Below are 24834 nucleotides of genomic sequence, written 5' to 3'. Positions count from 1 at the left end.
AACATCGTCGTTTTGTCGTGTCCCTAAAAAGAAACATTGCCCCAAAAGCTATCTGATATGATCTGATAGCTTTTTTCTTTTTAACAATTTAACCAAAGAGCTTTACTCCGTTACTAAGTTTTTAGCCGATTTCTTAATCTTCAATTGAAGTAATAAAACCATTGCTACAAATGATACAAGAATAATTAAAACCAGAGTATTTATTTCACCTTGAATTGAGGCCAAGTCTCCGCCATAGAAAGCAATTCTTCTAAATCCACTTAAAAACTGTGTCACCGGAATAAACTGCGCTACATTAGTAATGAATGAAGGGATTGCCTCAGTTGGCCATGTAAATCCACTTAAAATAAATGCTGGCGTAGAAATAACCATTAATAATTCTGTAGCTTTTAATTGGCTAGGTATGGCAATAGAGAATAGCATACCAATTCCCATTGAAGCTAAGGTTAATAGAATAGTTAAAACTAACATCGGGAAATTAAAGATATCTGCTGTAATATTAAAGTAAACGAATATCAGACAGATAAATAGCCAAATAAACGGAAGCATTAATAAAAACGGTGTAGCTTTTAAGAATATATGATAAAATGAGGATTTGCTCTTTTGAACAAGTGTATTAAAATAGCCATCTTCAAAATCTCTTGAAAACACTAATGCCATAGCTAAAAATATAATCTGCTGCATAATGGCAGCGAGAATTCCTGGTAGCATAAAGTTGACATAGTTTCCTGCAGAATTGTAGAGCTTATTAAAATTGATTTTAAAACTTTCATAAGACATAGCGGCTTGAGCAGGATGAAGTCCTTGTTTTTGCAATCCTTGTATTTCCATCCCAGCATTCAAGGTCATTAAAACCGTATTAATATTATTGCTAGCGGTGTTGGCATTTAGAATATTTGCCATATTCAAATCCACACGTATTTCAGGATGTTTTTTCTGTAGTAGATTCTTTTCAAATCCAGAAGGAAATGTGATTACCGCAACGTACTGCTCTCGAGGCATTTCATGAATGATATTCACATCCATTGACCTTACATCAACAACTTTTAGACCTTCGTTATCCTCAAAAGCATCGATGATTAGATCGGTTGTAGGACTTCTATCTTCATCTATAATTACAATCGGAAGATCTACAACTTTTCCTTGTTGATACACAAATCCAAAGAGAATTCCATAGCCAATTGGAGCGCCAAAAAAGATGGCGAGTAAAACGCTATTCGAAAATATACGTTTAAATTCTACCTTAAGTAAGCTTATAAAATTCTTCATTATTTAATAAGTATAGTAGCGTTGATATAAAACTTCTGATCAGATACGTCTGAAGTAGGAACTACTTTTAATTCATAAATAGATTCAGATAACTTGTATAACGGTGCTGTACTCGTAATGTTTGCATATTGTGCTAATTGTTTTATGGATACGATTTTTGAAGAGGATTCCTCTTTGGTGTATGGGTTAACTAAGGTTAGTTCTTGACCAACTTCAAAGTCATAAATCTTTGATTCAGGAATTGTAAATCTAAAATACAAACTATCCGATTTATAACCATTGAACAACGTAAAACCAGGCGTTAGCAATTCGCCTTCTTCCAAAGTAATTGTTTCTATAGACATATCGGCAGGAGCAATTAAATACTGTTCGTTTGAAGCAGATAAGACTTCCTCTTTTGCACCAAGGGCTCTATCTAATTGACCTTTCGCCTGCTCAATTTGTTCAGATCTTGCACCTTTTTTCACCTCAAGACGCTTCGCTTCTAAGCCGTCAACTTGTGCTTGAGCCATATTAAGTTTCATTTTAACTTCATCAAATTGTTGTTGACTAATCAATGAATCTTGATACATGTTCTTTAATCGGTTATAAGATTCTTGCGCAAATTGTAACTGAGCTTTTCCTGCGTTTAATTGCCCTTCAATCTGACTTAATTGTTCAGCAGTTGCACCATTGTACGCCATGTTTAGTTGACCTTTTGCTGCAGTAATTGCACCTTCAGCTTGCATCATTTTTGCAGTAACTTCAGGAATATCTAATTCGGCAAGAGTATCTCCTTTTTTTACGGTTTGCCCTTCTTTAACGAATATTTTCTGTACTCTTCCTGGAACTTTTCCACTTACAGAAATCGTTTCAAATTTTACTTTTCCTCTGTTTGTAGTTATTTTATCGTCTTGACAAGAGTTTAAAGCCAGTAGAGCAAAACAGCCTAATATTAAGTTTGTATATGTGTTCATTGTAATGTTTTTTGTTGAATTAGTAAGACAATATTCCTTTAGCGTGAAGTAATTCTGATACTGCTCGACGCTCATTATAGAATGATTCTTGTAATTTGAAATTTGCTTTTTCTACATCGTTTAAGGCATCGAGAACATCAGTAATAGATGCTAAATTATTTTTGTATTGCTTGTTTACCAAATCGTATGTGTCGTTAGCAATTTCAATTTCTTTTAAAACTATTTCCTTGTTTTGTTGTGCCGATTGATAATTCAACTCAGCTTTTGTGATACTTAAAGCAATCATTTCTTTTGCCTCTTCAATTTGCTCTCGATACTTTTCACTTTCAAGTTGTGCTTTTTTACTTTTTAATATAGAGTTATTCCCATCAAAAATATTCCATTGTACACCTGCACCAATAAACCATTTTGGATCTAAAAGCGATAAATCATCTTCAATAAACTCATAATGTCCCTTTACTGCCACCTTCGGAATAAAATTACTTTTTTCCATTTTCACCTGATATTGAGTTGCTTTTTCAGCTTCCTCTAAGGCTTTAATTTCATTTCGGGTTTCATTAGAAGTTGAAGGTGACCAATTAAATGGATCTAATTGTGGGTTAAGCAACCTTAAGTTTTCTCTGGTTTCACCTGTCAACTGATGAAGCACTTCTATTAATAGCGTACTATTCTGTTCAAACTCTAATTGCTTAGCTTCTAGTTGATGTTGTGCGAGTTCAATTTTTTTTCTACTAATAGGTGTAGCTAAACCGTTTTCAATCGCTTTCCTTACATAAAACTCTTGTTCTTTTAAGTAATTTTCTGTGGTAGTTAATACTTGTTTAGACGCGTTAACTAGGGCCAATTTATCGTAGGCTTCAATAATTTTTAGAGCGAGTTTATCTTGCTCTGCCATTCCAACATAATTTAGCGAGGTTTCTTTGTGTCTACTCGCTTTTAAAGCATTAGAAGCTTGCATTCCACTAAACAAAACCCAATCAAGTTCTACCGATGATTTTAAAATATCTTTATTTTGAAGATTTGGTGCGTCTTTTAAAGGAATATGATCTGGAAAAGGGGAATTAAAGGGTAAGCCAACAGCTTCTTTAATCACAAGCTTTTGAGTTTCTAATAATAAGGTTTTGGTGTCGTCATCAAAGGTAATATCGTCATTTAGTCGCGTGTAACTACCTTTTAATGTGATTTTAGGTAGAAATACAGATTTCGCTAATTGCTGATCTACTTTAGCCTGTTCCGACTCTAACCGATTGCTATTAAGGCCATGATTCTTTTCAAGTCCTTTTTGAATTAAGCCTTTTAAAACAGGATCTAATTCTTGAGCCGTACTTACAGTTGAAACTGAAGCCATAAGCACAAGCATTAAAACTTTAAATCCAACGTTATGTATGTTCATTGTATATCAGTTTATTAAATACTTTGCAAATATCGTATTCTATTTAAAATTTCCTTTTGACATATATCAAAAAAACATAGAGATTTTAGGTTTGTTAAGACTTTATGTTTTTGATTAAGTGTGCGTTAAGTTTGTTTAAAATGAATTTTTAAAGAAGAAATTAAGGATTTAAATGCTTTACATGATTTTTGGTTCATTCTTTCTAATTCTACTTAATGTTTCTTGGCTCATTCCTAAATAAGAGGCAATATGCCCTAAGGGAACTTGGTAAACAATATCTGGAAATTCGGCTAGCATATAATCGTAACGTTCCTTTGCTGTTTGAAATTGAATGGCGTTTAGTTTATTGACGACTCGAGTTAGCATTTCAATAGAAGCGAGTCTTCCCAGTTTTTCCATTTTAGGGTATTTTTCAAATAGCTTGTCAATATTGCTTTTCGATATTCGATATAAAACAGAGTCTTCAAGAACTTCTAAATAATATAGACTAGGACTTTTTTGAAAAAAGCTATCAGCACTCGTCATAAATTTTCCAACACCAAAAAACCACTGTGTAATTTCCCTTCCACTTTCGTTGAGATAATAACTTCTTCCCATTCCTTGTTCTACATAATACAGATAATTGCAAATATCACCTTGTTGAACTAGGACTTCATTTTTTAAAACCGATTCTTTTTCAAAATGATTAAGAATATCATTCAATTCATCTTTAGAAAAAGACACTAGAGACATTAAGAAATCGGAAATATTCATAAGTATGATTAAGTTATAAAGGTATCTAAAATTAACAAAAAGTATTCAAGAAGTTAAAATTGAATTTTGAAGACACTTAATGTGTATATCTTTTAACTTTATCTATAAACTTTTCTGTTATAGAGTACACGAAGGCATTCGTCTTTGCATAATAAAACGAGATAAAACATACTACAGATAAAAATATTAAGGCTCCAATGATAGCTTCCCACGGATTTAATGTTTTACCGATAAGTTGATGTAAGCCAATACCTGTGAAACTTCCGTAGATGATAATAAAATGAATCACGTAAATAGACAATGTTTTTTGTCCAATTTTAAGAATCAATGGTTGTTTAATGTATTGTTCTGCAAAATAAAATAACGAAAACAAAATCAACACGTTACCAAGTCTTGTAAATAAGTAGTTATAATAGGCAACATCTTTAAATAATTCAATATTAAGCCAGTGATGAAGTTGCATAAATAACCAAGACGATTTAAAAATCAATGCCATACCGAATAGAAGAAAGCCTAAAACAATGGCTGTTTTAAATTTAGGACGTTCCACATAGCGATAAAACAAGGTTGAAATAAAGGCTCCAAATGCGACATAGCCAAACCAAGGAATAATGGTGAAAATTGAACCATTGGCTTTTGTTAGATAGTTAGAAAGCAAATTAGGAACCTGTGGTAATTCTAAATATCTGTATAAAGGTTCTGTAAGGAAAATAGTCCAACCTAAAATCAACATTAGAATTGAGAATATTAAAGTTTTTTTGAATGTTATTCGGTAAAAAAACACAATTAAAATGAGTGATAAACCGATACATTGCAATACGTCTACAACTAAGAAATAAGAACTGAATCTTCCCATTAACCATTCAAAAACAGGAATTCGTAACAAGTATCCAACACCAATCAGCATTAGTCCTCGAGTTAAACCTTTTCGCATTCGTTGGTTAACGTTACCATTTTTTTTAGCTCTTATCAATAAGTACGAAAATATAAGTCCAGAAATCGTGAAAAATGTTGGGGCTGTAATCCCTCTAAAATATTCCCAAGTTTTAAATGCGATATGCTCTTGATCCCTGTAAGATACGTCGAGTAGCGTGTCTATAAAATGCCCTTGAAGCATCATTAAAATGGCAAATGCTCTAACAGCATCAATGAAATATAAACGGTTTGCGCTCAAGCTATAATTGGTTGGTCTGCAAATGTACTATTTTAGAGTTGTAATAAAATATTAAGTTAGATTTTTGAATGGAGTTAGTTTAATTTGTAAATCTTTTCAAGCATTAATCCTTAAAAAGAAGTAAAGTCACTTTTATCGGTCTTTATATTCAAAGGAATAATGATTCGATTATAAAATATTTTTAAACATTAGGCGATAATTTTAATGGGTTTACTACATTTATAAACTATGGAATTCCTTGATCAATTACTTTCAGACTTTTCATCCTTAGCATGGGGATTACCTTTACTAATTCTATTAATTGGTGGCGGTTTATATTTATTAGTTCGTTCTCATTTTTTACCGTTTCGCTATTTAGGACATGCCTTAAATGTTCTACGAGGAAAATATGATGATCCCGATGATCCTGGAGAAATTTCTCATTTTCAAGCTTTATCGACGGCGTTGTCGGCAACGGTTGGTATGGGAAATATTGCCGGTGTGGCTGTAGCCATATCCATTGGTGGGCCAGGTGCTGTGTTTTGGATGTGGATAAGTGCTGTAGTGGGAATGTCTACCAAATTCTTTACATCAACCTTAGCAATAATGTATAGAGGAAAGGATAGTGCAGGCGAAATTCAAGGTGGGCCAATGTATTTTATAATGGAAGGTCTGGGTAAATCGTGGAAACCTCTAGCTGTTTTTTTTAGTCTTTGTGGCTTGATTGGAGCTTTACCTGTGTTTAATGTAAATCAGTTAACACAAGCTTTAAACGATATTTTATTAATTCCAAATGGCGTAGAAGTAGGACTTAAGTCGAACCTAGTTATTGGAGTCGTCTTGGTTGGTATAACATCCTTAGTCATATTAGGCGGAATTAAACGCATAGGAAATGTGGCATCTCGATTAGTACCGTCTATGGTGGCTCTTTATTTTGTGCTAGTCATTATTATTTTGATCGCACATAGTGATGTCTTGTTCTATTATTTAAAACTCATATTTACCGACGCTTTTGCGGCAAATTATTATCCTGAAGGCGATACGTTTTTAGGTGGTGTTTTAGGCGCATTAATTCTACATGGAATTAAACGTGGCGCATTTTCAAACGAAGCTGGTATTGGAACAGCACCAATGGCTCATGGTGCGGCAAAAACCGATGAACCTATTCGTGAAGGTTTAGTTGCTATGCTTGGTCCTGCAATAGATACTTTAATCGTTTGTACTTTAACGGCATTAGCCATTTTGGTGACTGGAGTTTGGGAAACTACCTCTAATAATGGTGTAAGTTTAACAGCTTCAGCCTTTGCAGATGTGATGCCTACTTACGGAAAGTATTTATTACTAATTTGTATTGCGGTATTTAGCATGAGTTCCTTATTCTCATATTCCTATTATGGTACAAAATGTATGTCTTTTCTATTTGGAGCCGATAAAAAACATTACTACAATTATTTCTACATTTTAAGTATTCTTATTGGAGCAACAACAAGTTTAAGTATGATGATCAATCTCATAGATGGTGTGTTTGCTTTAATGGCTATTCCAACAATGCTTGCTACCATTATCTTAGCGCCAAAAGTAATTAAGGAATTGAAAAGTTATACCAAGCGATTAAAAACTGAAAAGGAATAGAAGTTTAGGTCGGTTTTGCTCAACTAAAGCGGATTTTGATAAAAATATTTTATTAAATTACGACGTAATTAAAAATCAGCCTATTCATGAGTAATTATCACATCAAGCAGTTTGAAGAATATTTTCAAGTTTATAGAAAGTCAGTAAGAAATCCAGAGCAGTTTTGGGAAGAGATTGCTGAAGAGCATTTTCTATGGAGAAAGAAGTGGTCTAATGTTTTAAGTTTCGATTGGGAGACAGCCGATTTCAAATGGTTTGAAGGCGCTAAAGTTAATATTACAGAAAATTGCCTCGATAGACATTTACAAACAAGTGCAGATAAAACGGCAATTTTATTCGAGCCCAACAATCCAAATGAAGAAGCCGAGCATATTTCATATAAAGAACTTCATGAGAGAGTTTGTCAATTCGCCAATGTTCTAAAAGATAAGGGCATTAAAAAAGGAGATGTGGTTTGTATTTACTTACCTATGATTCCCGAATTAGCCATTTCACTTTTAGCTTGTGCAAGAATAGGGGCCATTCATTCCGTTGTGTTTGCTGGTTTTTCTTCAACAGCGGTCTCTTCCAGAATAAATGATTGTAATGCTAAAATGGTGATTACTTCAGATGGTTCTTATCGTGGATCAAAAACAATCGACTTAAAAGGCATTGTAGATGAAGCTTTAAACGATACTCCGGGAATAGAATCTGTTTTAGTAGTTAAACGAACTAATTCAGATATAGATATGAAAGAAGGTCGTGACCATTGGTTACAACCACTTTTAGACAATGCAAGTACAGAATGTGTAGCTGAAGTTATGGATGCTGAAGATCCATTATTTATTCTATATACTTCTGGTTCTACAGGAAAACCGAAAGGAATGGTTCATACTGTGGGTGGATATATGGTGTATACGGCTTATACGTTTAAAAATGTATTTCAGTATCGTGATGACGATATCTTTTGGTGTACTGCAGATATAGGTTGGATTACCGGACATAGTTATATTGTTTATGGTCCTCTAGTAAATGGTGCAACATCAGTGATGTTTGAAGGCGTTCCTAGCTACCCAGATTACGGAAGATTTTGGGATATAGTTGAAAAACATAAAATCACGCAGTTTTATACGGCACCAACAGCGATTAGAGCCTTGGCAAAACAAGGAACTGAATTTGTTGATAAATATGATTTGTCTTCCCTAAAAGTTTTAGGATCGGTTGGGGAACCAATTAATGAGGAAGCTTGGCATTGGTATAATGAAAACGTAGGAAAAAAGAAAAGTCCGATTGTTGATACATGGTGGCAAACCGAAACAGGTGGAATCATGATTACGCCAATACCGTTTTCTACACCAACAAAACCGACTTATGCTACCTTGCCATTTATTGGAGTGCAACCAGCTTTGATGGGAGAGAATGGAGAAGAGTTAAAGGGAAATCAAGTTGAAGGACGATTATGTATCAAATTCCCTTGGCCAGCAATGGCAAGGACGATTTGGGGCAATCACCAACGTTATAAAGAAACCTATTTTTCAGCTTATAAGAATATGTATTTCACAGGAGATGGTGCCTTACGAGATGAAGTTGGTTATTATAGAATTACCGGCCGAGTAGATGATGTTATTATTGTTTCTGGACATAATCTAGGAACGGCTCCAATTGAAGATGCTATAAACGAGCATCAAGCGGTTTCTGAATCGGCCATTGTAGGTTATCCTCATGATGTAAAAGGAAATGCTTTATATGGTTATATTTCTTTAAAAGATAGTGGAGAAGGTAGAGATCATGATAACTTAAGAAAGGAAATCAATCAACTTATTACGGATAGGATAGGACCTATAGCGAAATTAGATAAGATTCAATTTACGGATGCTTTACCAAAAACAAGATCAGGAAAAATTATGCGTCGTATTTTAAGAAAGATTGCTTCAAATGAAACCGATCAGCTTGGAGATACAAGTACGCTTTTAAATCCAGAAGTGGTACAACGTATAATTGATCATAAGAAGTAAACAGAAAACAACTCTAAATATAAACGTGGTTTGCATTACATTTAGTATTTGTGAATCACGTTTTTTTATGTGAAATCTATTGTTTTGCCTTAGCTAACTCTACAATAGCTTTAAGTCGTGCTTTGCGTTCTTCAGCTTTAGATTTCACTTTATTCTTTTTCTGAGCGATAAGTTTACTGTGTTTGGCTTTATTGGCTGTGTTCTTTTCGCGTCCTTTCTTGGCCATGATGGTTTGTTTTATACCGTACAAAGTTAGTTGATAATTTGACTTATAAACCTAATCATTGAATTCAATTGGTATTTGGCTTGAGTTTTATAATTTAGCCAAAACTTGAAAAACCTATGCTTAAAGCAGTATTATTTGATATGGATGGTGTGATTGTAGACACCGAACCTTTACACCATAAAGCGTATCACCAAATGTTTAATGACGTGAATATTAATGTGAGTGACAACTTATACGAATCTTTTACAGGTCAGTCCACTATTAATATCTGTAAACGCTTGGTAGAACAATTTAGTTTAGAAGATAAGCCGGAACAATTAGTCAGCTTAAAACGTAAACACTTTAAGTATTTATTTGAAAACGATTCTAGTTTGACTTTAATTGATGGTGTTTTAGAACGTATTAAGGATTATCATGAGAATGGATTAAGCTTGGTTGTGGCGTCTTCAGCATCGATGCCAAATATCAATCGAATCTTCGATAGGTTTGAGTTGAATCAATATTTTATCGGAAAATTTAGTGGAGCCGATTTAAAACAATCGAAACCACATCCTGAAATCTTTTTAAAAGCAGCGGAATTCACAGGTTTTGAAAAATCAGAATGTATGGTGATTGAAGATTCGACTAATGGAATTCAAGCTGCACATGCTGCTGGAATCTTTTGTGTAGGATTTAAAAGTCCACATTCAGTAAATCAAGATTATTCAAAAGCGGATATTGTGATTTCTAATTTTAAAGAGATTGCCTATTCGAAAAATGAGATATTTTTTAGAATGTAAAGTGAAGATAATTGTGAATTAAAAAAGGTTGCTAATTACTTAGCAACCTTTTTATTAAGTTATAAATTTAAAGTCTATCCTTCAAATTCCATTTCTTCTCCGTTACCGTTTTGTCTAGAGCGCTCTCTCTTTTTCTGTTGGTTGAATCTATATGTAAATGATAGATTAAAACTACGCTTTCTCCATTGGAATTCACTTGTACTGAAAAAAGTAGCTGTATTTGTCTCCATAGTACGTTTTCTAGAATTGAACAAATCACTTACAGTAAAAGCAATAGAGGCTTTTTCGTTAAATACATCTTTACTAAATGCTAAGTTGGTAGAAAATACACCTTCACGTTTGTTCTGAGCATCTTCACTTGGTCCACGGTAGAACATACTGGTCTGCCATTCGATATTTCCAGGTAAAGTATATTTTGTATTTAATCTAGCGAACCAACTTGTGTTTTCGCTACCTAAATCAACTCCATTTGGATCAACTCCTTCTGATTTTGACTTAAAGACATTAAAGTTTGCACTTGTGTTAAACTTATTTGAAGCTCTGTAGCTTAAAGTAAACTCAAACCCATATCTGTCTTCGCTTGAAAGGTTAATAGGAGTACGTTGAATAACAGGAACGTCTTCACCATTAACTTCTACAGTTTCTCCAGTATCAAAGCTTACAAAGTTAAATACATCTGTTGCATGCTGATAATACGCTGAAGAGTTAAAATTAAATTTACCAAATCTAGTGATATAGCCTAAATCGAAAGTTCCAGAATAACTTGGATCTAGGTCTGGATTTCCTTGGAAGATACTAGTAACACTAGAGCGAGAAGGGAATGGGTTAATAAACCAAGAACGAGCTCTACGTAAACGTCTGCTATAACCTAATGTTAAACTTTCGTCTTCACTTAATTCGTAGTTTAAGTTCACCGTTGGAAATAAACCTGTGTAGTTTTTCTTTTTGAAATCTCCACTCGTAGGTTGGTCTATTGTAACCTGTGTGTTTTCTAAACGCAATCCTAATAAGTATGAGAACTTTCCATGCTTACTTCCGTATTGAGAGTAAACTGCGTTAATGTATTCTTTGTAATTTAATAGGTTAGATAAATCAGTGTCTACAATGAAGTCGTTTGTATCTTCATCTAAAATTTCAACAGTATAATCTGTTGATTGGTTGTTAAAGTTTCCGCGATAACCTAATTCAAATTGTGCATTTTCACCTAGAGGTAAAACATAATCACCTTGTAAAAGTATTTTACTCTGGTCTTCCAAAGTTTCAACCATTTCACTGGTTAAACCATCAACAGTTACTAGAGAGTTTTTATCTTCTGTACTAATTTCATACTGAAAGTCAAAAGTCAATTTATGTCCACTCTTGTCAAAGTTTTTAGTAAAGTTTGTTGAGTACTGAATCGTTTTGTCAGTTTGAACTTCTGGGTCAAAACGAAGGTTTTCACCTATTAAATTGTAATTACTATCAAATTGTAAAAATTCATTTGTAGTATTACTTTCGTTATCACTATCTCTGTATAAAATAGAAGTCGTTAATGAAGCAGAATCATTGATATACCACTCAACACCTAAGTTAGTATTTAATCCTTTACGAACTCTATCAAACTCTCTTGTTTCTTCGGTGATATTTCCAGTTGATTTATAAGTTGTATTCGTATACGAATTACCAGGTACTTCTCTGTAGCTATATCCTGTAGTATTGAAGATATTTACATCTCCTGTTCTGTAGTTAATGTTTCCTGAAACTCCTGCTGAAGGATCATACCCAACATTTGTAGTAATGGCTCCATTAAAGCCTTGAATTTTACTTCGTTTTAAAATAATATTTAAAATACCAGCTGTTCCTTCTGAATCATATCTTGCCGATGGAGACGTAATTACTTCCACTTTCTCAATAGATTCTGCTGGCAATTGACGAAGCGCTTCTGTTGAATTTAAACCAACTAATCCAGAAGGTTTTCCGTTGATTAATATGCGAACGTTATCTTGTCCACGCAATGAAACGTTACCTTCAACATCTACAGCAACCGAAGGGACATTATCAAGTACATCACTTACCGTACCTCCACGAACGGTAAGGTCTTTACCAACACTATATATTTTTTTATCTAATCTTATTTCAACCGTAGTTCGTTCGGCAACCACCATAACCTCGTCTAAAGAAGCAACGTCCATAGCAAGTTTGATGACTCCTAAATCTGTGTTTTTAGAAATGTTTTGGTCTGGATATGATTTAGTTTTGTAAGAAATATACTCCACATAAATTTCGTAATTACCAACGGGTACATTGATTTTAAATTTACCTTCAGTATCGGTAATACCACCAGTAATAATTTTATCGTCATTTTTAGTCTTAATAACGACCGTTGCGTATTCTAAAGGAATGTTGCTGCCTTCTTCTAGAACTGTTCCTTCGATTTTCACTTCTTTTTGTGCAAAGGCAAAAGTGAAACTGAACATTAAGAAAAGCGAAGTTAAAAATTGTAATCTCATCACAGGATATTAGTAGTTAATTTTAATCTTTGAAATCGCAAAAATAAACTTACTTGTACTGTATTTGGTTAATCTTATGTTAAAGACTAAAGTTTTAACTTTTTAATAAGGAATGAAGAAAATAATTTATTTTAATCCTTTTTTCGGTTCTTCTTTTTCTTGTTTTTTCTCTTCTTTTTTACCACTTCTTTTTCATTAAAATCGCCTTGAATCATATCTTTGATTTTAAGCATATCTCCTTCAGAAATTAAATCCTTTAGTTCTGAAAAATGAGTGTCATCTAAATTTTTAATGGCTTTTTCACGTTTAAATTCACGCTCAAAACGCATTTTGTAAAGTGCCATTTTAGCTTCATAGTAGCTATTGAGATGTTGCTTAATAATTTCCTTTTGAAAATCATCAGCCTCTAAAGTTGTAAGAAAATTAGCTATATACTCTTGCTTGCGTTCCTCTCTTTCACGTTCAAATTTAGCAATTTCCTGCTCAGTAGGTTCACGATTAGTTTGAGGAATATTATTCATGTTTCTACGTCGTTGGCCATAAACATTGAGACCAATAAATAATGCAAAAACAATTAATATAAATTTCTTCATGTGTCTAAATTATATAATAGATTCTATTGATTCTGGTGGTCTCCCTACAACAGCTTTATTTCCGTTAGTAACTATTGGTCGTTCTATCAGTTTTGGATTGGTTACCATCGCTTCAATAACCTGATCGTCGGTAAGCTCTTTTCCTTTAAACTCTTCCTTCCAAATGGCTTCGTTTTTACGGACTAAATCGATAGGCTTGATTTCTAATTTTGAAATTATTGCCTTCAATTCAGAAGCTGAAAGTGGAGTCTCGAGGTACTTAACCGTTTCAAATGGTTTATTGGAGGCTTCTAAAATAGCTAATCCTTGTCTCGATTTTGAACATCTTGGGTTGTGATAAATTGTAATCATAGTTCTGTTTATTGCAATTACTGTGCCGTGTCTTTTTGGCCCATCATCATTAAATATGCTTTAAGAAATGGTTCTATTTCGCCATCCATTACAGCATCTACATTTCCTGTTTCGTGAGACGAACGAACGTCTTTCACTAACTTATAAGGATGCATGACGTAATTTCGAATTTGGCTTCCCCATTCAATTTTCATTTTACTGGCTTCAATATCGTCGCGCTGAGCCATTTGTTTTTGAAGTTCTATTTCGTATAGTTGAGATTTCAACATCTGCATGGCTCTGGTTCTGTTATCATGTTGAGAACGTGTTTCAGAACATTGAATTTGGATACCAGACGGTTTGTGTAATAATTGAACTTTAGTTTCAACCTTATTCACATTTTGTCCGCCTGCACCACTTGAACGTGCCGTTGTAATTTCAATATCTGAAGGATTGATCTCAATTTCAATGGAATCATCAACTAATGGGTAAACATATACTGAAGCAAAACTGGTATGACGTTTAGCATTACTATCAAATGGCGATATTCTCACTAATCTATGCACTCCGTTTTCACCCTTAAGCCAACCGAAAGCAAAGTCTCCGTCTATTTCCAGTGTTACCGTTTTAATTCCTGCTACATCACCTTCTTGTAAGTTTAGTTCTTTTACTTTGTAGCCATTTTTTTCGGCATACATTAAATACATACGCATTAACATGCTCGCCCAATCACAAGATTCGGTTCCGCCTGCACCAGCAGTAATCTGAAGAACTGCGCTTAAACTATCGCCTTCATCAGAAAGCATATTTTTGAATTCCAACTTTTCAATAGCATTAATTGCCGCGTCATAACGTTCTTCAACGTTCTCCAAAGTTGCCTCATCTTCCTTGTAAAATTCGTAAATAACTTCTAAGTCTTCAAACAAGGATTTGGCACTATTAAAATCTTTGACCCAACTTTTTTTCTCACGAATCGACCTCATGACTAACTCGGCCGCTTTAGAATCGTTCCAAAAATTAGGATCAAAGGTTTGTTCTTCTTCGTTTGAAATTTCTATGAGCTTAGCATCTAAGTCAAAGATATTGTCTAAGTGCGTCTAGACGGGTATTGAAATCTTTTATTTGATCTGATGTTATCATATATATAATAATTTATACAAATATAAGATGCGTTGTTAAAGTGCCATAATTTTGTATCGGTTTTTTAGAAATTACATAGTTTTAGCATTCGAAGCAAAAGACACTATTTTTGCTATAGTTTAAGAGTTGAAATGGAGACTTTAAGTGGAAATCCATAGATTAATGTGTAAAAACGAAAAAAAAACATGACAATAGATTTAAGAAGTGATACAGTTACCAAGCCAACTAAGGAGATGTTGAATGCCATGATGTCGGCACAAGTTGGTGACGATGTTTATAAAGAGGATCCTTCTATAAATGCATTAGAAGAACGGATCGCTGATATGTTTGGGATGGATGAAGCCTTGTTTTTTCCTACAGGCACAATGGCAAATCAAACTGCTTTAAAATTACATACCCATCCAGGGGAACAAGTTATTTGTGACAAATATGCCCATATCTATAATTACGAAGGAGGAGGAGCATCTTTCAATAGTGGCTTATCGTGTCAACTCATCGATGGCAATCGTGGAATGTTCACAACAGAACAAGCTGAAGCCGCAATAAATCCACCAGATTTCTATCACAGTCCGTTAACTTCTTTAATTGCAGTAGAAAACACAACCAATAAAGGAGGAGGTGCTTGTTGGGATATTGAAGAATTAAAGAAAATAAGACAGGTTGCAGATAAACATAATTTAGGGTATCATTTAGATGGAGCACGACTTTGGAATGCATTAATTGCAAAAAAGGAAAATCCGAAATCTTATGGTGAACTCTTTGACACTATATCTGTTTGTCTAAGCAAAGGCTTAGGTTGCCCAATGGGCTCTGTACTTATTGGAAATAAAGACGTGATGAAAGGCGCCTTAAGAGTACGGAAAATTTTAGGCGGTGGTATGAGGCAGGTAGGTTTTGCCGCAGCGGCCGGTTTGTATGCTCTTGATCATCATATAGAGCGTTTGGCTGAAGATCATGTGAAAGCAAAGGAAATTGGAGAGGGCTTAGCATCACTTTCAATGATAAAACAAGTAGAGAAAATCGAAACCAATATTATCATATTTGAATTAAATTCAGATGTTAATGAAACCTCCTTTTTAAACCGACTATCAGATCATGGGATTCGTATAAGTAGTATGGGAAGTCAGAAACTTCGCATAGTTACTCATCTAGATTATACTAATTATATGCACGAACAATTTCTTTTAAAACTCAAACAATTTTAATGGATGATTCCGTCTGAAATTTCTTGATTATTTTGCTTATTTATTAACCAAGTTGCTTGTATTTTTGCTACCTTATAAGGTGTAAAAAATTAAGCGTTAAATTGTTATGAATTTAAGTGTTATCATTCCTCTATATAATGCTGAAAGGGATATAGGTCGCTGTTTAGATAGCTTAATTGACCAAGGTCTGTCTGAAAATGAGTATGAAATTATTGTAGTGAATGATGGATCTTTAGATGATAGCTTAAAAATAGTGATTAGTTATGCTAAGAAATATAGTCAAATAAAAGTTCTTGATAAAGAAAATGGTGGTGTTGGAAGTGCGAGGAACTCTGGAATAGATTGCGCTAAGGGAAAATATATTTATTTTTTAGACTCAGATGATTTTCTAGTACCTAATCGTTTGGGGTATTTGGTTGAATTGTCTGATAAACACGAATTAGATATTTTAACTTTTATGTCAACCCCACATTATACGAAATCTTTGGAGGGAAAGTCAATTTCTAAAAATCGAGAATTTGATGTTACTTTTGGTGATAATCATTTATCGGCAATTGTTACGGGTGAAGAGTATGTTGCTAAGGTAAAGTATAGAGGTGAGGTATGGTGGTTTTTAATTAATCGAGAGTTTTTACTCAATTCAGGTATTCGATTCGTAGAAGGGCGATTTTTAGAAGATTTACCCTTTTCTATTTCATTAATTTTAGATGCAAAACGGATTGCACATATAGATTTAGATGTCCATAGGTATAGAATTGCTCCAGGTTCAATTTTGACCAGTACAGAGCCACAACATTTTCTGAAAGTTATACGGGATCTTCAATACGCAGCCACAGCTTTTGGTCCTATTATAGAAAAATTGGAAAGGAATGAAGCGTCCACAGAATGTATAAGACGCATTAAAGCGCGTCAACAATCCTTAGTATTCTTTTCTATGGTACGAACTTTAAAATCAACTATGCCATTTAAAGAAGTCAAGTTGAGACTCAAAGATATGAAAGCTAAAAATGCATATCCGTTAACTTCATTTTTAGGAAAGGATTACAACGGACTTTCATATCAGGTATTAGTTAGACTTTTTAACCAAAAATATGTCTATTACGCTTTATTTTTAATTCTAAATCCATTACTTCGATTCAAAAATAAATAATAGAGGCTCAACTTGAAGAACAGCTTACAAGCTATTATTTAAACATATCCATTCCTGGAATGTTAGGCATTCCTTCTTTAGCGACTGCAGCTATTTCAGCTTCATGTACATTAGTAGCTTTTTCAATCGCTTTATTAAGGGTAAGAATAAGATAGTCTTCTAACATATCTTTATCTTGTAATAACTCGTCATCAATATCAATTGATTTTATAGTTCTATTAGCTGTAATGGTTACTTTTAACTTATCGTCATTACTTTTCTCATCAATTAATACAGTATGAAGTCGTTCCTTTGTTTCTTCAACTTTTTTCTGAGCTTCTTTCAATTTGCCCATCATACCCATCATATCTCCAAACATAATCTTGTTTTTAAATTAATACGCTGCAAAATTAGTAAATTGCGCCACTTTTAGATTAAAATTTTCTTAAAACAAATGATAAAGACTACCAATATACTTCCGCCTAAGGCAAAAAAGATTCCACATCAATTAGAAAAGCATGGCGACGTTCGGGTTGATAATTATTTTTGGATGAAAGATAGAGAGCATCCAGAAGTTATTAATTATCTCAATGCCGAAAATGAGTATTGTGATAAAGAAATGGCTCATACTAAAAGCTTTCAAAATGATTTGTTTGAAGAAATGAAAACTAGAATTAAGGAAGATGATTCTTCAGTTCCATATAAGTATAATGGCTATTGGTATATTACAAAGTTTGAAAAGGGAAAAGATTATCCAATTTATACTCGAAAAAAAGAGAGTTTAGACAATCCTGAAGAACTTCTATTTGATTGTAATAAAATGGCAGAAGGTCATAGCTATTTTAAATTATCAGGAATTAGTATTAGCCCAGATAATAAATTAGTGTCATACGGTATTGATACTACAGGAAGGCGAAACTATACCATTCATATTAAGAATTTAGACACCCATGAAGTGGCTACAGATCGTGTGCAAAACACAACTGGCTCTTCGAGTTGGGCTAATGATAATAAAACCTTGTTTTATACAAAAAAGGATGATGTAACTCTTAGAGCCTATCAAATCTACAAACACCGATTAGGCGATGATAAAGAAGATGAACTTGTTTTTGAAGAAGGTGACGAAACTTTTGGTGTAGCGGTCTATAAATCAAAATCGAAAAAATATATCATAATAGCCTGTTATAGTACACTTACTAATGAATATCACATTTTAAATGCAGACGATCCTGATGGGAAGTTTAAGGTTTTTCAAGAACGTATAAGAGGTCTAGAATATAGTATTTCGCATTACGATGATCATTTCTATATATTAACCAATAAGGATAAGGCTACTAACTTTAAGTTAATGAAAACCCTAGAATCTGATACCAACATCGAGAATTGGACAGAGGTTATTGCCCATAGAGACAATGTACTCATTGAAGGTATCGATATTTTTAAGGATTATTTAGTGGTCAGTGAGCGTCAAAACGGTTTAAATGAAATACGGATAATGCGTTGGGATGGCAGCGAAGACTATTATTTACCATTTAATAATGAAACTTATACGTGTTATACAAGTGTTAATGTAGAATTTGATACTGAACTGCTGAGGTACGGTTATAATGCGCTGACGACTCCAACTTCAGTTATTGAGTTTAACATGCGTACAAAAACTAAAACAATATTAAAGGAGCAAGAAGTTTTAGGAGGTAAATTTGATAAAGAAAATTATACATCGGAACGTATTTGGGCCACTGCGGAAGATGGAACTAAAATTCCAATGTCTGTAGTGTACAAAAAAGGTATTAAAAAAGATGGAACAAATCCGTTGTTACAATATGCTTATGGAAGTTATGGCTCTACTGTAGATCCATATTTTTCTACTATAAGATTGAGTTTGTTAGACCGTGGATTTATCTACGTCATTGCTCATATTCGAGGTGGAGAATATTTAGGTCGTGAGTGGTATGAAAAAGGAAAATTACTTAATAAGAAAAACACTTTTTCCGATTTTATAGCATGTTCAGTACACTTAATAAAAGAGCGCTATACATCATCTAAACACTTATATGCGATGGGAGGAAGTGCTGGTGGTTTACTTATTGGAGCAGTCATAAATCAAGCGCCAGAACTATATAATGGTGTTATAGCAGCTGTTCCCTTTGTTGATGTTATAACCACTATGTTAGATGATTCTATTCCTTTAACTACAGGTGAATATGACGAATGGGGAAATCCTAATGACAAGATGTATTATCATTATATCAAATCCTATTCGCCTTACGATAATGTTGAAGCTAAAGATTACCCAAATATGTTAATCACCACAGGACTTCATGATTCCCAAGTGCAATATTGGGAGCCTGCTAAATGGGTTGCAAAGCTTCGAGAGATGAAAACAGATAACAATAAATTGTATTTCAAAACCAATATGGACGCAGGTCATGGTGGAGCTTCTGGACGTTTCGAAAGCTTAAAAGAAGATGCTGAAGAGTTCGCATTTTTACTTGACTTAGAAGGGATTTCGAGCTAGTTCAAAAAAAAATGTTACTTTTGCGAGGTTTTAGGTGTCTAATTAATAGAAATAGGTTACTGAAAAATAACGTTTATGAAACAAAACAAAAATGTATTTGATAATGTGCTTCAGTTAATAGGAAGTACTCCCCTTATCAAATTAAATAGATTGACTGCGGACTTTGATGGTGAGTTTTATGCTAAAGTTGAAGCGTTTAATCCAGGTCATTCGTCAAAAGATAGAATTGCATTACATATTATAGAAGAGGCTGAACGTCAAGGTATTTTGTCGCCAGGTGATACAATTATCGAAACGACTTCAGGTAATACTGGATTTAGTATCGCAATGGTAAGTATTATTAAAGGCTACGAGTGTATTTTGGCTGTAAGTTCTAAATCCTCTCCAGATAAAATAGACATGTTAAAGTCTATGGGAGCCAAGGTTTATGTTTGTCCAGCACACGTAAGTGCAGATGATCCTCGATCTTATTATGAAGTTGCAAAGCGTTTACACGAAGAGAATAAAGGTTCTATTTATATCAATCAGTATTTTAACCAATTGAATATTGATGCGCATTATAATACAACAGGTCCAGAAATTTGGGATCAGACGGATGGAGAGATAACTCATTTAGTAGCTTGTAGTGGTACAGGAGGTACAATCTCTGGTATAGCCAAGTATTTAAAGGAACAAAATCCAGATGTTAAAGTTATTGGTGTTGATGCTTACGGTTCTGTATTACAAAAATATCATGAAACTCGTGAGTTTGACGAAAAAGAGATTTATCCATACAGAATTGAAGGTTTAGGTAAAAATCTTATTCCTACAGCAACAGATTTTGACGTTATAGACAAGTTTGTAAAAGTTACTGATGAAGAAAGTGCGCATACAGCACGTGAAATTTCTAATACTGAAGGACTTTTTGTTGGTTATACAAGTGGAGCAGCAATGCAAGCCATAAAACAACTTCAAGAAGAAGGTGAGTTTAAGCCAACAGATAAAGTAGTTGTTGTATTCCCAGACCATGGTTCTCGTTATATGAGTAAAGTTTATAATGATAAGTGGATGGAAGAACAAGGCTTTTTTGATAGCGAAACCGCTGTACAATCTACAATCGAATATATAAAATAAGGTATAAAAGAAAGAAATTAGCCTATCATAACTAACACGTGATAGGTTTTTTTTTGTTCAAAACTTGGTTAATAGATAGAATAAATAAATTATGCTGTCATAATATTATTAACTAATTTTGCAAGCACTAACTATTTTAAATTAATAATTATTGACAGGTATTTCTATACGCTATAAAAAGTAGAAAAAACCATTGATAGCAAAGCACACGCATGAAGGATTTATTTGAAAAAATTTATAGAGATAAAGGGCCGCTTGGAAAATGGGCTGCTCAAGCTGAAGGATATTTTGTTTTCCCTAAATTAGAAGGTCAAATTTCTAATAGGATGAAATTTCAAGGTAAAGATGTGATCACTTGGAGTATCAATGATTACTTAGGTTTAGCGAATCATCCTGAAGTTAGAAAAGTAGATGCAGAAGCAGCTGCTCAATACGGCTCGGCATACCCAATGGGAGCCCGTATGATGTCTGGTCACACAGATCTTCACGAAAAATTACAAAACGAGCTTGCATCTTTTGTCAAGAAAGAAGCAGCTTATTTATTAAACTTTGGCTACCAAGGGATGGTTTCTACCATTGATGCTTTGGTATCTAAAGATGATATTATTGTTTACGATGTTGATGCACATGCTTGTATTATAGATGGTGTGCGTTTACATATGGGTAAACGATTTACTTATAAGCACAACGATGTAGAAAGCTTAGAGAAGAATTTAGAGCGCGCTACTAAAATGGCTGAACAAACTGGAGGTGGAATCTTAGTGATTTCTGAAGGAGTGTTTGGAATGCGAGGTGAGCAAGGTCGATTAAAAGAAATTGTTGCGCTAAAGAAAAAATTCAATTTTAGACTTTTCGTTGATGATGCTCATGGATTTGGTACTTTAGGTGCAACAGGAGCTGGAGCAGGTGAGGAGCAAGGTGTTCAAGATGATATCGATGTTTACTTTGCTACGTTTGCAAAGTCTATGGCGAGTACAGGAGCTTTTATTGCTGCTGATCAAGAAATCATTGATTATTTAAAATATAACTTACGTTCTCAAATGTTCGCTAAGTCCTTACAAATGCAACTTGTTGTAGGTGCATTAAAACGTTTGGATATGTTGCGTACAATGCCAGAATTAAAGCAAAACCTATGGACAATAGTTAATGCTTTACAATCAGGATTAAAAGAACGTGGTTTCGATATTGGAACAACTCAAAGTTGTGTAACGCCAGTATATTTAGAAGGAAGTATTCCTGAAGCTATGGCTTTAGTTAGAGATTTACGTGAAAACTACGGAATATTCTGTTCTATTGTAGTTTATCCTGTAATTCCTAAAGGAATGATTCTATTAAGAATGATTCCTACGGCAACTCATACTTTAGAAGATGTAAGAGAAACATTAGATGCTTTCGATGCTATTAGAGAGCGTTTGGTTAATGGAACATATAAAAGAATGTCTGCGGCTATAATGGCTTCAATGGGTGAGTAATTATCGACACATAAGATCATAAAAAAACGGCTATCAAATTCAATTTGATAGCCGTTTTTAGTTTTAGGAGATTTATTTTTTTATAGGTCCTTAACAAAAGTTTTTCGTCTTGCATAAACTTTAGGATCAAAATGTTTCCAAATTTGTTTTATAGCTAAATTGTCTTCAAGTTCTGGAGTTCGGTAACAGGTTTGAATTCCTTTTTCTGTAAAGGTTTCATAGTATTCATTAAAGATGACCGCATGAATCCCTTTGTTCTGATAATCGGGATGAATTCCGATTAAATAGAAGATGACATCCTTACTATGCTTTTTGGCCTTCAGAATGTGTGTAAATCCAAGAGGAAACAGTTTTCCTTTAGCTTTCTGCAGAGCTTCGGCAAATCGAGGCATTACTATAGCAAAACCAATGAGATCATCATTATCATTTACCACAAACTGGATGTATTCTGGATTTATAAAACTGATAAATTTCTTTTTAAAATATTCCTTCTGAATTTCGGTGATTTCCACAAATGAGGATAGGGCAGAATAACTTTCATTGAATAAATCAAACATTCGATCAGCGTAAGGCATAACTTCTTCCGTTGTAGTCAGTTTTAAGGCTCTTATCTTATAACGACGTTTAATTAACTCTTGAGCTTTTTTGAAGAATTCTGGCTTTACATTTGAAAAAGGAAAACTGCTTTCTGAATATTCCTTTTCAATTTTATAACCTAATGCTTTATAATGATCGACATAATAAGGGTGATTATACCATGTTATCATCGTAGCAATATGATCAAAACCTTCAGTCATAACACCAACCTTATCTAGGTTAGAGAATCCAACAGGACCTTCAGAATAAGATAGATTGTGCTCTCTTCCAATATTTTCAACCGTAGCTAATAAAGCTTTACTAACTTCTAAATCATCAATAAAGTCGAACCAACCAAAACGCATTTTCTTAATGCCTTGCTTGTCAACTTCTAGCCAATTGATTATGGCAGCAACTCTACCTACAATTTCCTTGTTTTTATAGGCGAGAAAAAAACGAGCATCGGCATCTTTAAAAATGGGATTTTTATCCTTATTAAAGGTTTCTAATTCTTGTTTTATAATAGGTGGAACCCAATATTTTGAGTCTTTATATATTTTAAAAGGAAATTGCACGAAGGCCTTTAAATCCTTTTTTGAAGTGGCTTCTTTTATTGTTATCATTTATTTAGGGAAAGCTGTTTTAGGATTCAAAATCATCTACTTTTTTCTTCTTCTTGTTTTTTCTCATTTTTCCATTGCCATCACGTGCGGAATTACCGTTGTCAATCTTTTTATCTTTATGGAAATCTAATCGATATGAGGCGCCGAAGGCTAAACTGAATACTGTAGGCGTATCTTTAGCATTAAATGCAATATTTGTATCTAATTGAAAATTCTTCGTCCATAAATAAGCGCCACCAAATCTGAAAATATTATCGGCATAAAAATCACTGCTAATTCCATGAGCTTCACCAAATACTACCCATTGCGGAGAGAAAGAATGGGTTAAAGTAAATATATATTGAAAATCGGAATATTCAGAACCGATTCTGTCTTTGATTAAATTCATGACAAAAACCCAACCTCCATTAAAGTTGTTTTGAGTTGAAATCATAACCTTTGGACTAAATCCTTCAACATCTGGTGCTGTATACGGATTATTTTTAGTATCGAAATTAGCACCTACATAGACAGCTACAGCTGGAAGTAAAGACTTCCAACTGAATTTATTGTTCGCATGAAAGCTATATAAATTCGGTTTTTCTTCTTCAGAATTTTTATACGGATCGTAAACTAAATATTTTGCGCCTACGGTTAGATTTTTGAAATTAGCCCGCTTATCTTCAACTGGAATTGAACTACTGTTAAAAGTAATATTATCATTTTGATAAATACCTTCTACAGACAATTCTAATTCTTCCAATAATAAGCCAGCTCTTAAAGCGAAGTCAAGACCAAATCCTGAAACTTCATAGTTCATAAGCGAGTGTTCTTCATTTACGGTAAAAGCTCCTGCTTCAAACTGATAGACTCCAGTTCCTACGGAGAAAGCACTTTTAGAGACTCCAGGACGATTAGAATTAATCACTTCGGTATACTGTGCATAAGCAGATGTGATAAAGATTGAAAATATAAATACAAGCGTTGATTTGAGTTTCAGCATGTTATCAGAGTTTAATAAACTTCTTATTATTTAGGTTATCAAATCCATTCGGATTGTAGAAGTTTAAAGTCAAATATAGATATTTTATAGTTTTTTTAAGGAATAATAACGGATTATAAATGAGTATAATTGTATTTTTGACTATTCATTATGTTTATCATTCAAGAAGCTTAGTCCATGGGATTATTGAGAACTATTTTAATTATATTACTTTTTTACTTCGGCTTTAAGATATTAGCTCGATTGTTTGCACCATTATTATTGCGTTTTGTGGCTAAAAAAGCTGAACAAAAATTTGGTGAGCAATTTGGTGGTTTTCAAAATCCAAATCAACAAAAGCAGCAACAAAGGCATAAGGAAGGAGAGACGGTAATTGATAAAATGCCAAATAAATCTAATACATCTAATGATAAAGTAGGGGAATACATCGATTACGAAGAAATCGAATAACTACTTTGATACTTGCTTCTATCAACTTATAGAAGGTCTTCTCTAATAATGTTTCAAAA

At 33.6% G+C, this 24834-nt stretch carries 22 protein-coding genes; 9 read left to right on the top strand and 13 right to left on the bottom strand.

Annotated elements, in window-relative coordinates:
* Positions 1–102: 102 nt before the first annotated feature.
* The 5 genes from DFQ11_RS07390 to DFQ11_RS07370 form a co-directional block, all read right to left on the bottom strand.
* Positions 103–1269, bottom strand: coding sequence for an ABC transporter permease (locus tag DFQ11_RS07390; RefSeq protein ID WP_110475223.1), 1167 nt, complete (start codon positions 1267–1269; stop codon positions 103–105).
* Positions 1269–2225 (bottom strand): HlyD family secretion protein, encoded by a 957-nt coding sequence (locus DFQ11_RS07385; RefSeq protein WP_110475222.1) that lies wholly within the window; start codon positions 2223–2225, stop codon positions 1269–1271. The genes DFQ11_RS07390 and DFQ11_RS07385 overlap by 1 nt, the downstream gene beginning before the upstream one ends.
* A 19-nt stretch (positions 2226–2244) precedes the next feature.
* Entirely contained in the window at positions 2245–3618 is a 1374-nt protein-coding gene (locus tag DFQ11_RS07380) for a TolC family protein (RefSeq protein ID WP_110475221.1), read from the bottom strand.
* Between the two features lie 177 nt (positions 3619–3795).
* Positions 3796–4371: a Crp/Fnr family transcriptional regulator gene (locus tag DFQ11_RS07375; RefSeq protein WP_110475220.1), complete on the bottom strand. Its 576-nt coding sequence runs from the start codon at positions 4369–4371 to the stop codon at positions 3796–3798.
* A gap of 76 nt (positions 4372–4447) precedes the next feature.
* Entirely contained in the window at positions 4448–5545 is a 1098-nt protein-coding gene (locus DFQ11_RS07370; protein ID WP_110475219.1) for a heparan-alpha-glucosaminide N-acetyltransferase domain-containing protein, read from the bottom strand.
* A 228-nt stretch (positions 5546–5773) separates the two neighbouring features.
* Between DFQ11_RS07370 and DFQ11_RS07365 the strand changes: the two genes are divergently transcribed.
* The gene (locus DFQ11_RS07365) at positions 5774–7156 is read left to right on the top strand and encodes an alanine/glycine:cation symporter family protein (protein ID WP_110475218.1); all 1383 of its coding nucleotides are present in this window, start codon (positions 5774–5776) and stop codon (positions 7154–7156) included.
* Between the two features lie 86 nt (positions 7157–7242).
* Positions 7243–9150: an acetate--CoA ligase gene (gene acs, locus DFQ11_RS07360; RefSeq protein ID WP_110475217.1), complete on the top strand. Its 1908-nt coding sequence runs from the start codon at positions 7243–7245 to the stop codon at positions 9148–9150.
* Between the two features lie 76 nt (positions 9151–9226).
* Here acs and DFQ11_RS15270 read toward each other — a convergent pair whose 3' ends face one another.
* The gene (locus DFQ11_RS15270) at positions 9227–9376 is read right to left on the bottom strand and encodes a hypothetical protein (RefSeq protein ID WP_189342996.1); all 150 of its coding nucleotides are present in this window, start codon (positions 9374–9376) and stop codon (positions 9227–9229) included.
* A gap of 116 nt (positions 9377–9492) precedes the next feature.
* On the opposite strand from DFQ11_RS15270, the gene DFQ11_RS07355 reads away from it, so the two are divergent.
* Complete coding sequence (locus DFQ11_RS07355; RefSeq protein ID WP_110475216.1) at positions 9493–10155, top strand: HAD family hydrolase; 663 nt, start codon at positions 9493–9495, stop codon at positions 10153–10155.
* Between the two features lie 74 nt (positions 10156–10229).
* Here the strand turns inward: DFQ11_RS07355 and DFQ11_RS07350 are convergent, their stop codons facing one another.
* The 4 genes from DFQ11_RS07350 to prfB all read right to left on the bottom strand — a co-directional run bounded on the left by DFQ11_RS07350 (position 10230) and on the right by prfB (position 14707).
* Complete coding sequence (locus DFQ11_RS07350) at positions 10230–12611, bottom strand: TonB-dependent receptor domain-containing protein (RefSeq protein WP_233487598.1); 2382 nt, start codon at positions 12609–12611, stop codon at positions 10230–10232.
* Between the two features lie 164 nt (positions 12612–12775).
* A complete protein-coding gene (locus DFQ11_RS07345) occupies positions 12776–13237 on the bottom strand; it encodes a hypothetical protein (RefSeq protein WP_110475214.1) in 462 nt (153 codons plus the stop codon).
* A 9-nt stretch (positions 13238–13246) separates the two neighbouring features.
* Entirely contained in the window at positions 13247–13588 is a 342-nt protein-coding gene (gene arsC / locus DFQ11_RS07340) for an arsenate reductase (glutaredoxin) (protein ID WP_110475213.1), read from the bottom strand.
* A 17-nt stretch (positions 13589–13605) separates the two neighbouring features.
* Positions 13606–14707, bottom strand: a protein-coding gene (gene prfB, locus DFQ11_RS07335) for a peptide chain release factor 2 (protein ID WP_110475212.1) whose coding sequence is annotated in 2 segments (ribosomal slippage) — positions 13606–14643 and positions 14645–14707 — 1101 coding nt in all. Because the reading frame shifts where the segments join, the coding sequence is not laid out codon by codon here.
* 185 nt (positions 14708–14892) lie between these two features.
* On the opposite strand from prfB, the gene DFQ11_RS07330 reads away from it, so the two are divergent.
* Both DFQ11_RS07330 and DFQ11_RS07325 read left to right on the top strand, forming a co-directional pair.
* A complete protein-coding gene (locus DFQ11_RS07330; RefSeq protein WP_110475211.1) occupies positions 14893–15912 on the top strand; it encodes a threonine aldolase family protein in 1020 nt (339 codons plus the stop codon).
* A gap of 106 nt (positions 15913–16018) precedes the next feature.
* Positions 16019–17062, top strand: a complete 1044-nt coding sequence (locus DFQ11_RS07325) for a glycosyltransferase (RefSeq protein WP_110475210.1) — start codon at positions 16019–16021, stop codon at positions 17060–17062.
* A 34-nt stretch (positions 17063–17096) separates the two neighbouring features.
* Here DFQ11_RS07325 and DFQ11_RS07320 read toward each other — a convergent pair whose 3' ends face one another.
* A complete protein-coding gene (locus DFQ11_RS07320; RefSeq protein WP_110475209.1) occupies positions 17097–17420 on the bottom strand; it encodes a YbaB/EbfC family nucleoid-associated protein in 324 nt (107 codons plus the stop codon).
* 75 nt (positions 17421–17495) lie between these two features.
* Here DFQ11_RS07320 and DFQ11_RS07315 point away from each other — a divergent pair, with 75 nt between their 5' ends.
* From DFQ11_RS07315 to DFQ11_RS07305, 3 genes are all read left to right on the top strand, one after another.
* Entirely contained in the window at positions 17496–19559 is a 2064-nt protein-coding gene (locus DFQ11_RS07315; RefSeq protein WP_110475208.1) for a S9 family peptidase, read from the top strand.
* A 75-nt stretch (positions 19560–19634) separates the two neighbouring features.
* A complete protein-coding gene (locus tag DFQ11_RS07310) occupies positions 19635–20672 on the top strand; it encodes a PLP-dependent cysteine synthase family protein (RefSeq protein WP_110475207.1) in 1038 nt (345 codons plus the stop codon).
* A 212-nt stretch (positions 20673–20884) separates the two neighbouring features.
* Positions 20885–22144, top strand: coding sequence for an aminotransferase class I/II-fold pyridoxal phosphate-dependent enzyme (locus DFQ11_RS07305; RefSeq protein WP_110475206.1), 1260 nt, complete (start codon positions 20885–20887; stop codon positions 22142–22144).
* 80 nt (positions 22145–22224) lie between these two features.
* Here DFQ11_RS07305 and DFQ11_RS07300 read toward each other — a convergent pair whose 3' ends face one another.
* Together DFQ11_RS07300 and DFQ11_RS07295 are read right to left on the bottom strand one after the other, a co-directional pair.
* On the bottom strand, positions 22225–23343 hold the full coding sequence (locus DFQ11_RS07300; protein WP_110475205.1) for a GNAT family N-acetyltransferase: 1119 nt from the start codon (positions 23341–23343) through the stop codon (positions 22225–22227).
* A 19-nt stretch (positions 23344–23362) separates the two neighbouring features.
* On the bottom strand, positions 23363–24325 hold the full coding sequence (locus tag DFQ11_RS07295; protein ID WP_110475204.1) for a transporter: 963 nt from the start codon (positions 24323–24325) through the stop codon (positions 23363–23365).
* Positions 24326–24502: 177 nt separating this feature from the next.
* On the opposite strand from DFQ11_RS07295, the gene DFQ11_RS07290 reads away from it, so the two are divergent.
* The gene (locus DFQ11_RS07290; RefSeq protein WP_189342997.1) at positions 24503–24775 is read left to right on the top strand and encodes a DUF4834 family protein; all 273 of its coding nucleotides are present in this window, start codon (positions 24503–24505) and stop codon (positions 24773–24775) included.
* The last annotated feature ends 59 nt before the right edge of the window (positions 24776–24834 follow it).

Source organism: Winogradskyella epiphytica (assembly GCF_003217215.1).
Taxonomy (GTDB): Bacteria; Bacteroidota; Bacteroidia; order Flavobacteriales; family Flavobacteriaceae; genus Winogradskyella; species Winogradskyella epiphytica.
This window is presented reverse-complemented; position numbering and strand designations above follow the sequence as displayed.

What these genes read in the sequence shown, in the direction of transcription:
- DFQ11_RS07390 (WP_110475223.1), bottom strand. Translation starts at nt 1,269, where the DNA reads ATGAAGAATTTTATAAGCTTACTTAAGGTAGAATTTAAACGTATATTT.
- DFQ11_RS07385 (WP_110475222.1), bottom strand. Translation starts at nt 2,225, where the DNA reads ATGAACACATATACAAACTTAATATTAGGCTGTTTTGCTCTACTGGCT.
- DFQ11_RS07380 (WP_110475221.1), bottom strand. Translation starts at nt 3,618, where the DNA reads ATGAACATACATAACGTTGGATTTAAAGTTTTAATGCTTGTGCTTATG.
- DFQ11_RS07375 (WP_110475220.1), bottom strand. Translation starts at nt 4,371, where the DNA reads ATGAATATTTCCGATTTCTTAATGTCTCTAGTGTCTTTTTCTAAAGAT.
- DFQ11_RS07365 (WP_110475218.1), top strand. Translation starts at nt 5,774, where the DNA reads ATGGAATTCCTTGATCAATTACTTTCAGACTTTTCATCCTTAGCATGG.
- acs (WP_110475217.1), top strand. Translation starts at nt 7,243, where the DNA reads ATGAGTAATTATCACATCAAGCAGTTTGAAGAATATTTTCAAGTTTAT.
- DFQ11_RS15270 (WP_189342996.1), bottom strand. Translation starts at nt 9,376, where the DNA reads ATGGCCAAGAAAGGACGCGAAAAGAACACAGCCAATAAAGCCAAACAC.
- DFQ11_RS07355 (WP_110475216.1), top strand. Translation starts at nt 9,493, where the DNA reads ATGCTTAAAGCAGTATTATTTGATATGGATGGTGTGATTGTAGACACC.
- DFQ11_RS07350 (WP_233487598.1), bottom strand. Translation starts at nt 12,611, where the DNA reads ATGTTCAGTTTCACTTTTGCCTTTGCACAAAAAGAAGTGAAAATCGAA.
- DFQ11_RS07345 (WP_110475214.1), bottom strand. Translation starts at nt 13,237, where the DNA reads ATGAAGAAATTTATATTAATTGTTTTTGCATTATTTATTGGTCTCAAT.
- arsC (WP_110475213.1), bottom strand. Translation starts at nt 13,588, where the DNA reads ATGATTACAATTTATCACAACCCAAGATGTTCAAAATCGAGACAAGGA.
- DFQ11_RS07330 (WP_110475211.1), top strand. Translation starts at nt 14,893, where the DNA reads ATGACAATAGATTTAAGAAGTGATACAGTTACCAAGCCAACTAAGGAG.
- DFQ11_RS07325 (WP_110475210.1), top strand. Translation starts at nt 16,019, where the DNA reads ATGAATTTAAGTGTTATCATTCCTCTATATAATGCTGAAAGGGATATA.
- DFQ11_RS07320 (WP_110475209.1), bottom strand. Translation starts at nt 17,420, where the DNA reads ATGTTTGGAGATATGATGGGTATGATGGGCAAATTGAAAGAAGCTCAG.
- DFQ11_RS07315 (WP_110475208.1), top strand. Translation starts at nt 17,496, where the DNA reads ATGATAAAGACTACCAATATACTTCCGCCTAAGGCAAAAAAGATTCCA.
- DFQ11_RS07310 (WP_110475207.1), top strand. Translation starts at nt 19,635, where the DNA reads ATGAAACAAAACAAAAATGTATTTGATAATGTGCTTCAGTTAATAGGA.
- DFQ11_RS07305 (WP_110475206.1), top strand. Translation starts at nt 20,885, where the DNA reads ATGAAGGATTTATTTGAAAAAATTTATAGAGATAAAGGGCCGCTTGGA.
- DFQ11_RS07300 (WP_110475205.1), bottom strand. Translation starts at nt 23,343, where the DNA reads ATGATAACAATAAAAGAAGCCACTTCAAAAAAGGATTTAAAGGCCTTC.
- DFQ11_RS07295 (WP_110475204.1), bottom strand. Translation starts at nt 24,325, where the DNA reads ATGCTGAAACTCAAATCAACGCTTGTATTTATATTTTCAATCTTTATC.
- DFQ11_RS07290 (WP_189342997.1), top strand. Translation starts at nt 24,503, where the DNA reads ATGGGATTATTGAGAACTATTTTAATTATATTACTTTTTTACTTCGGC.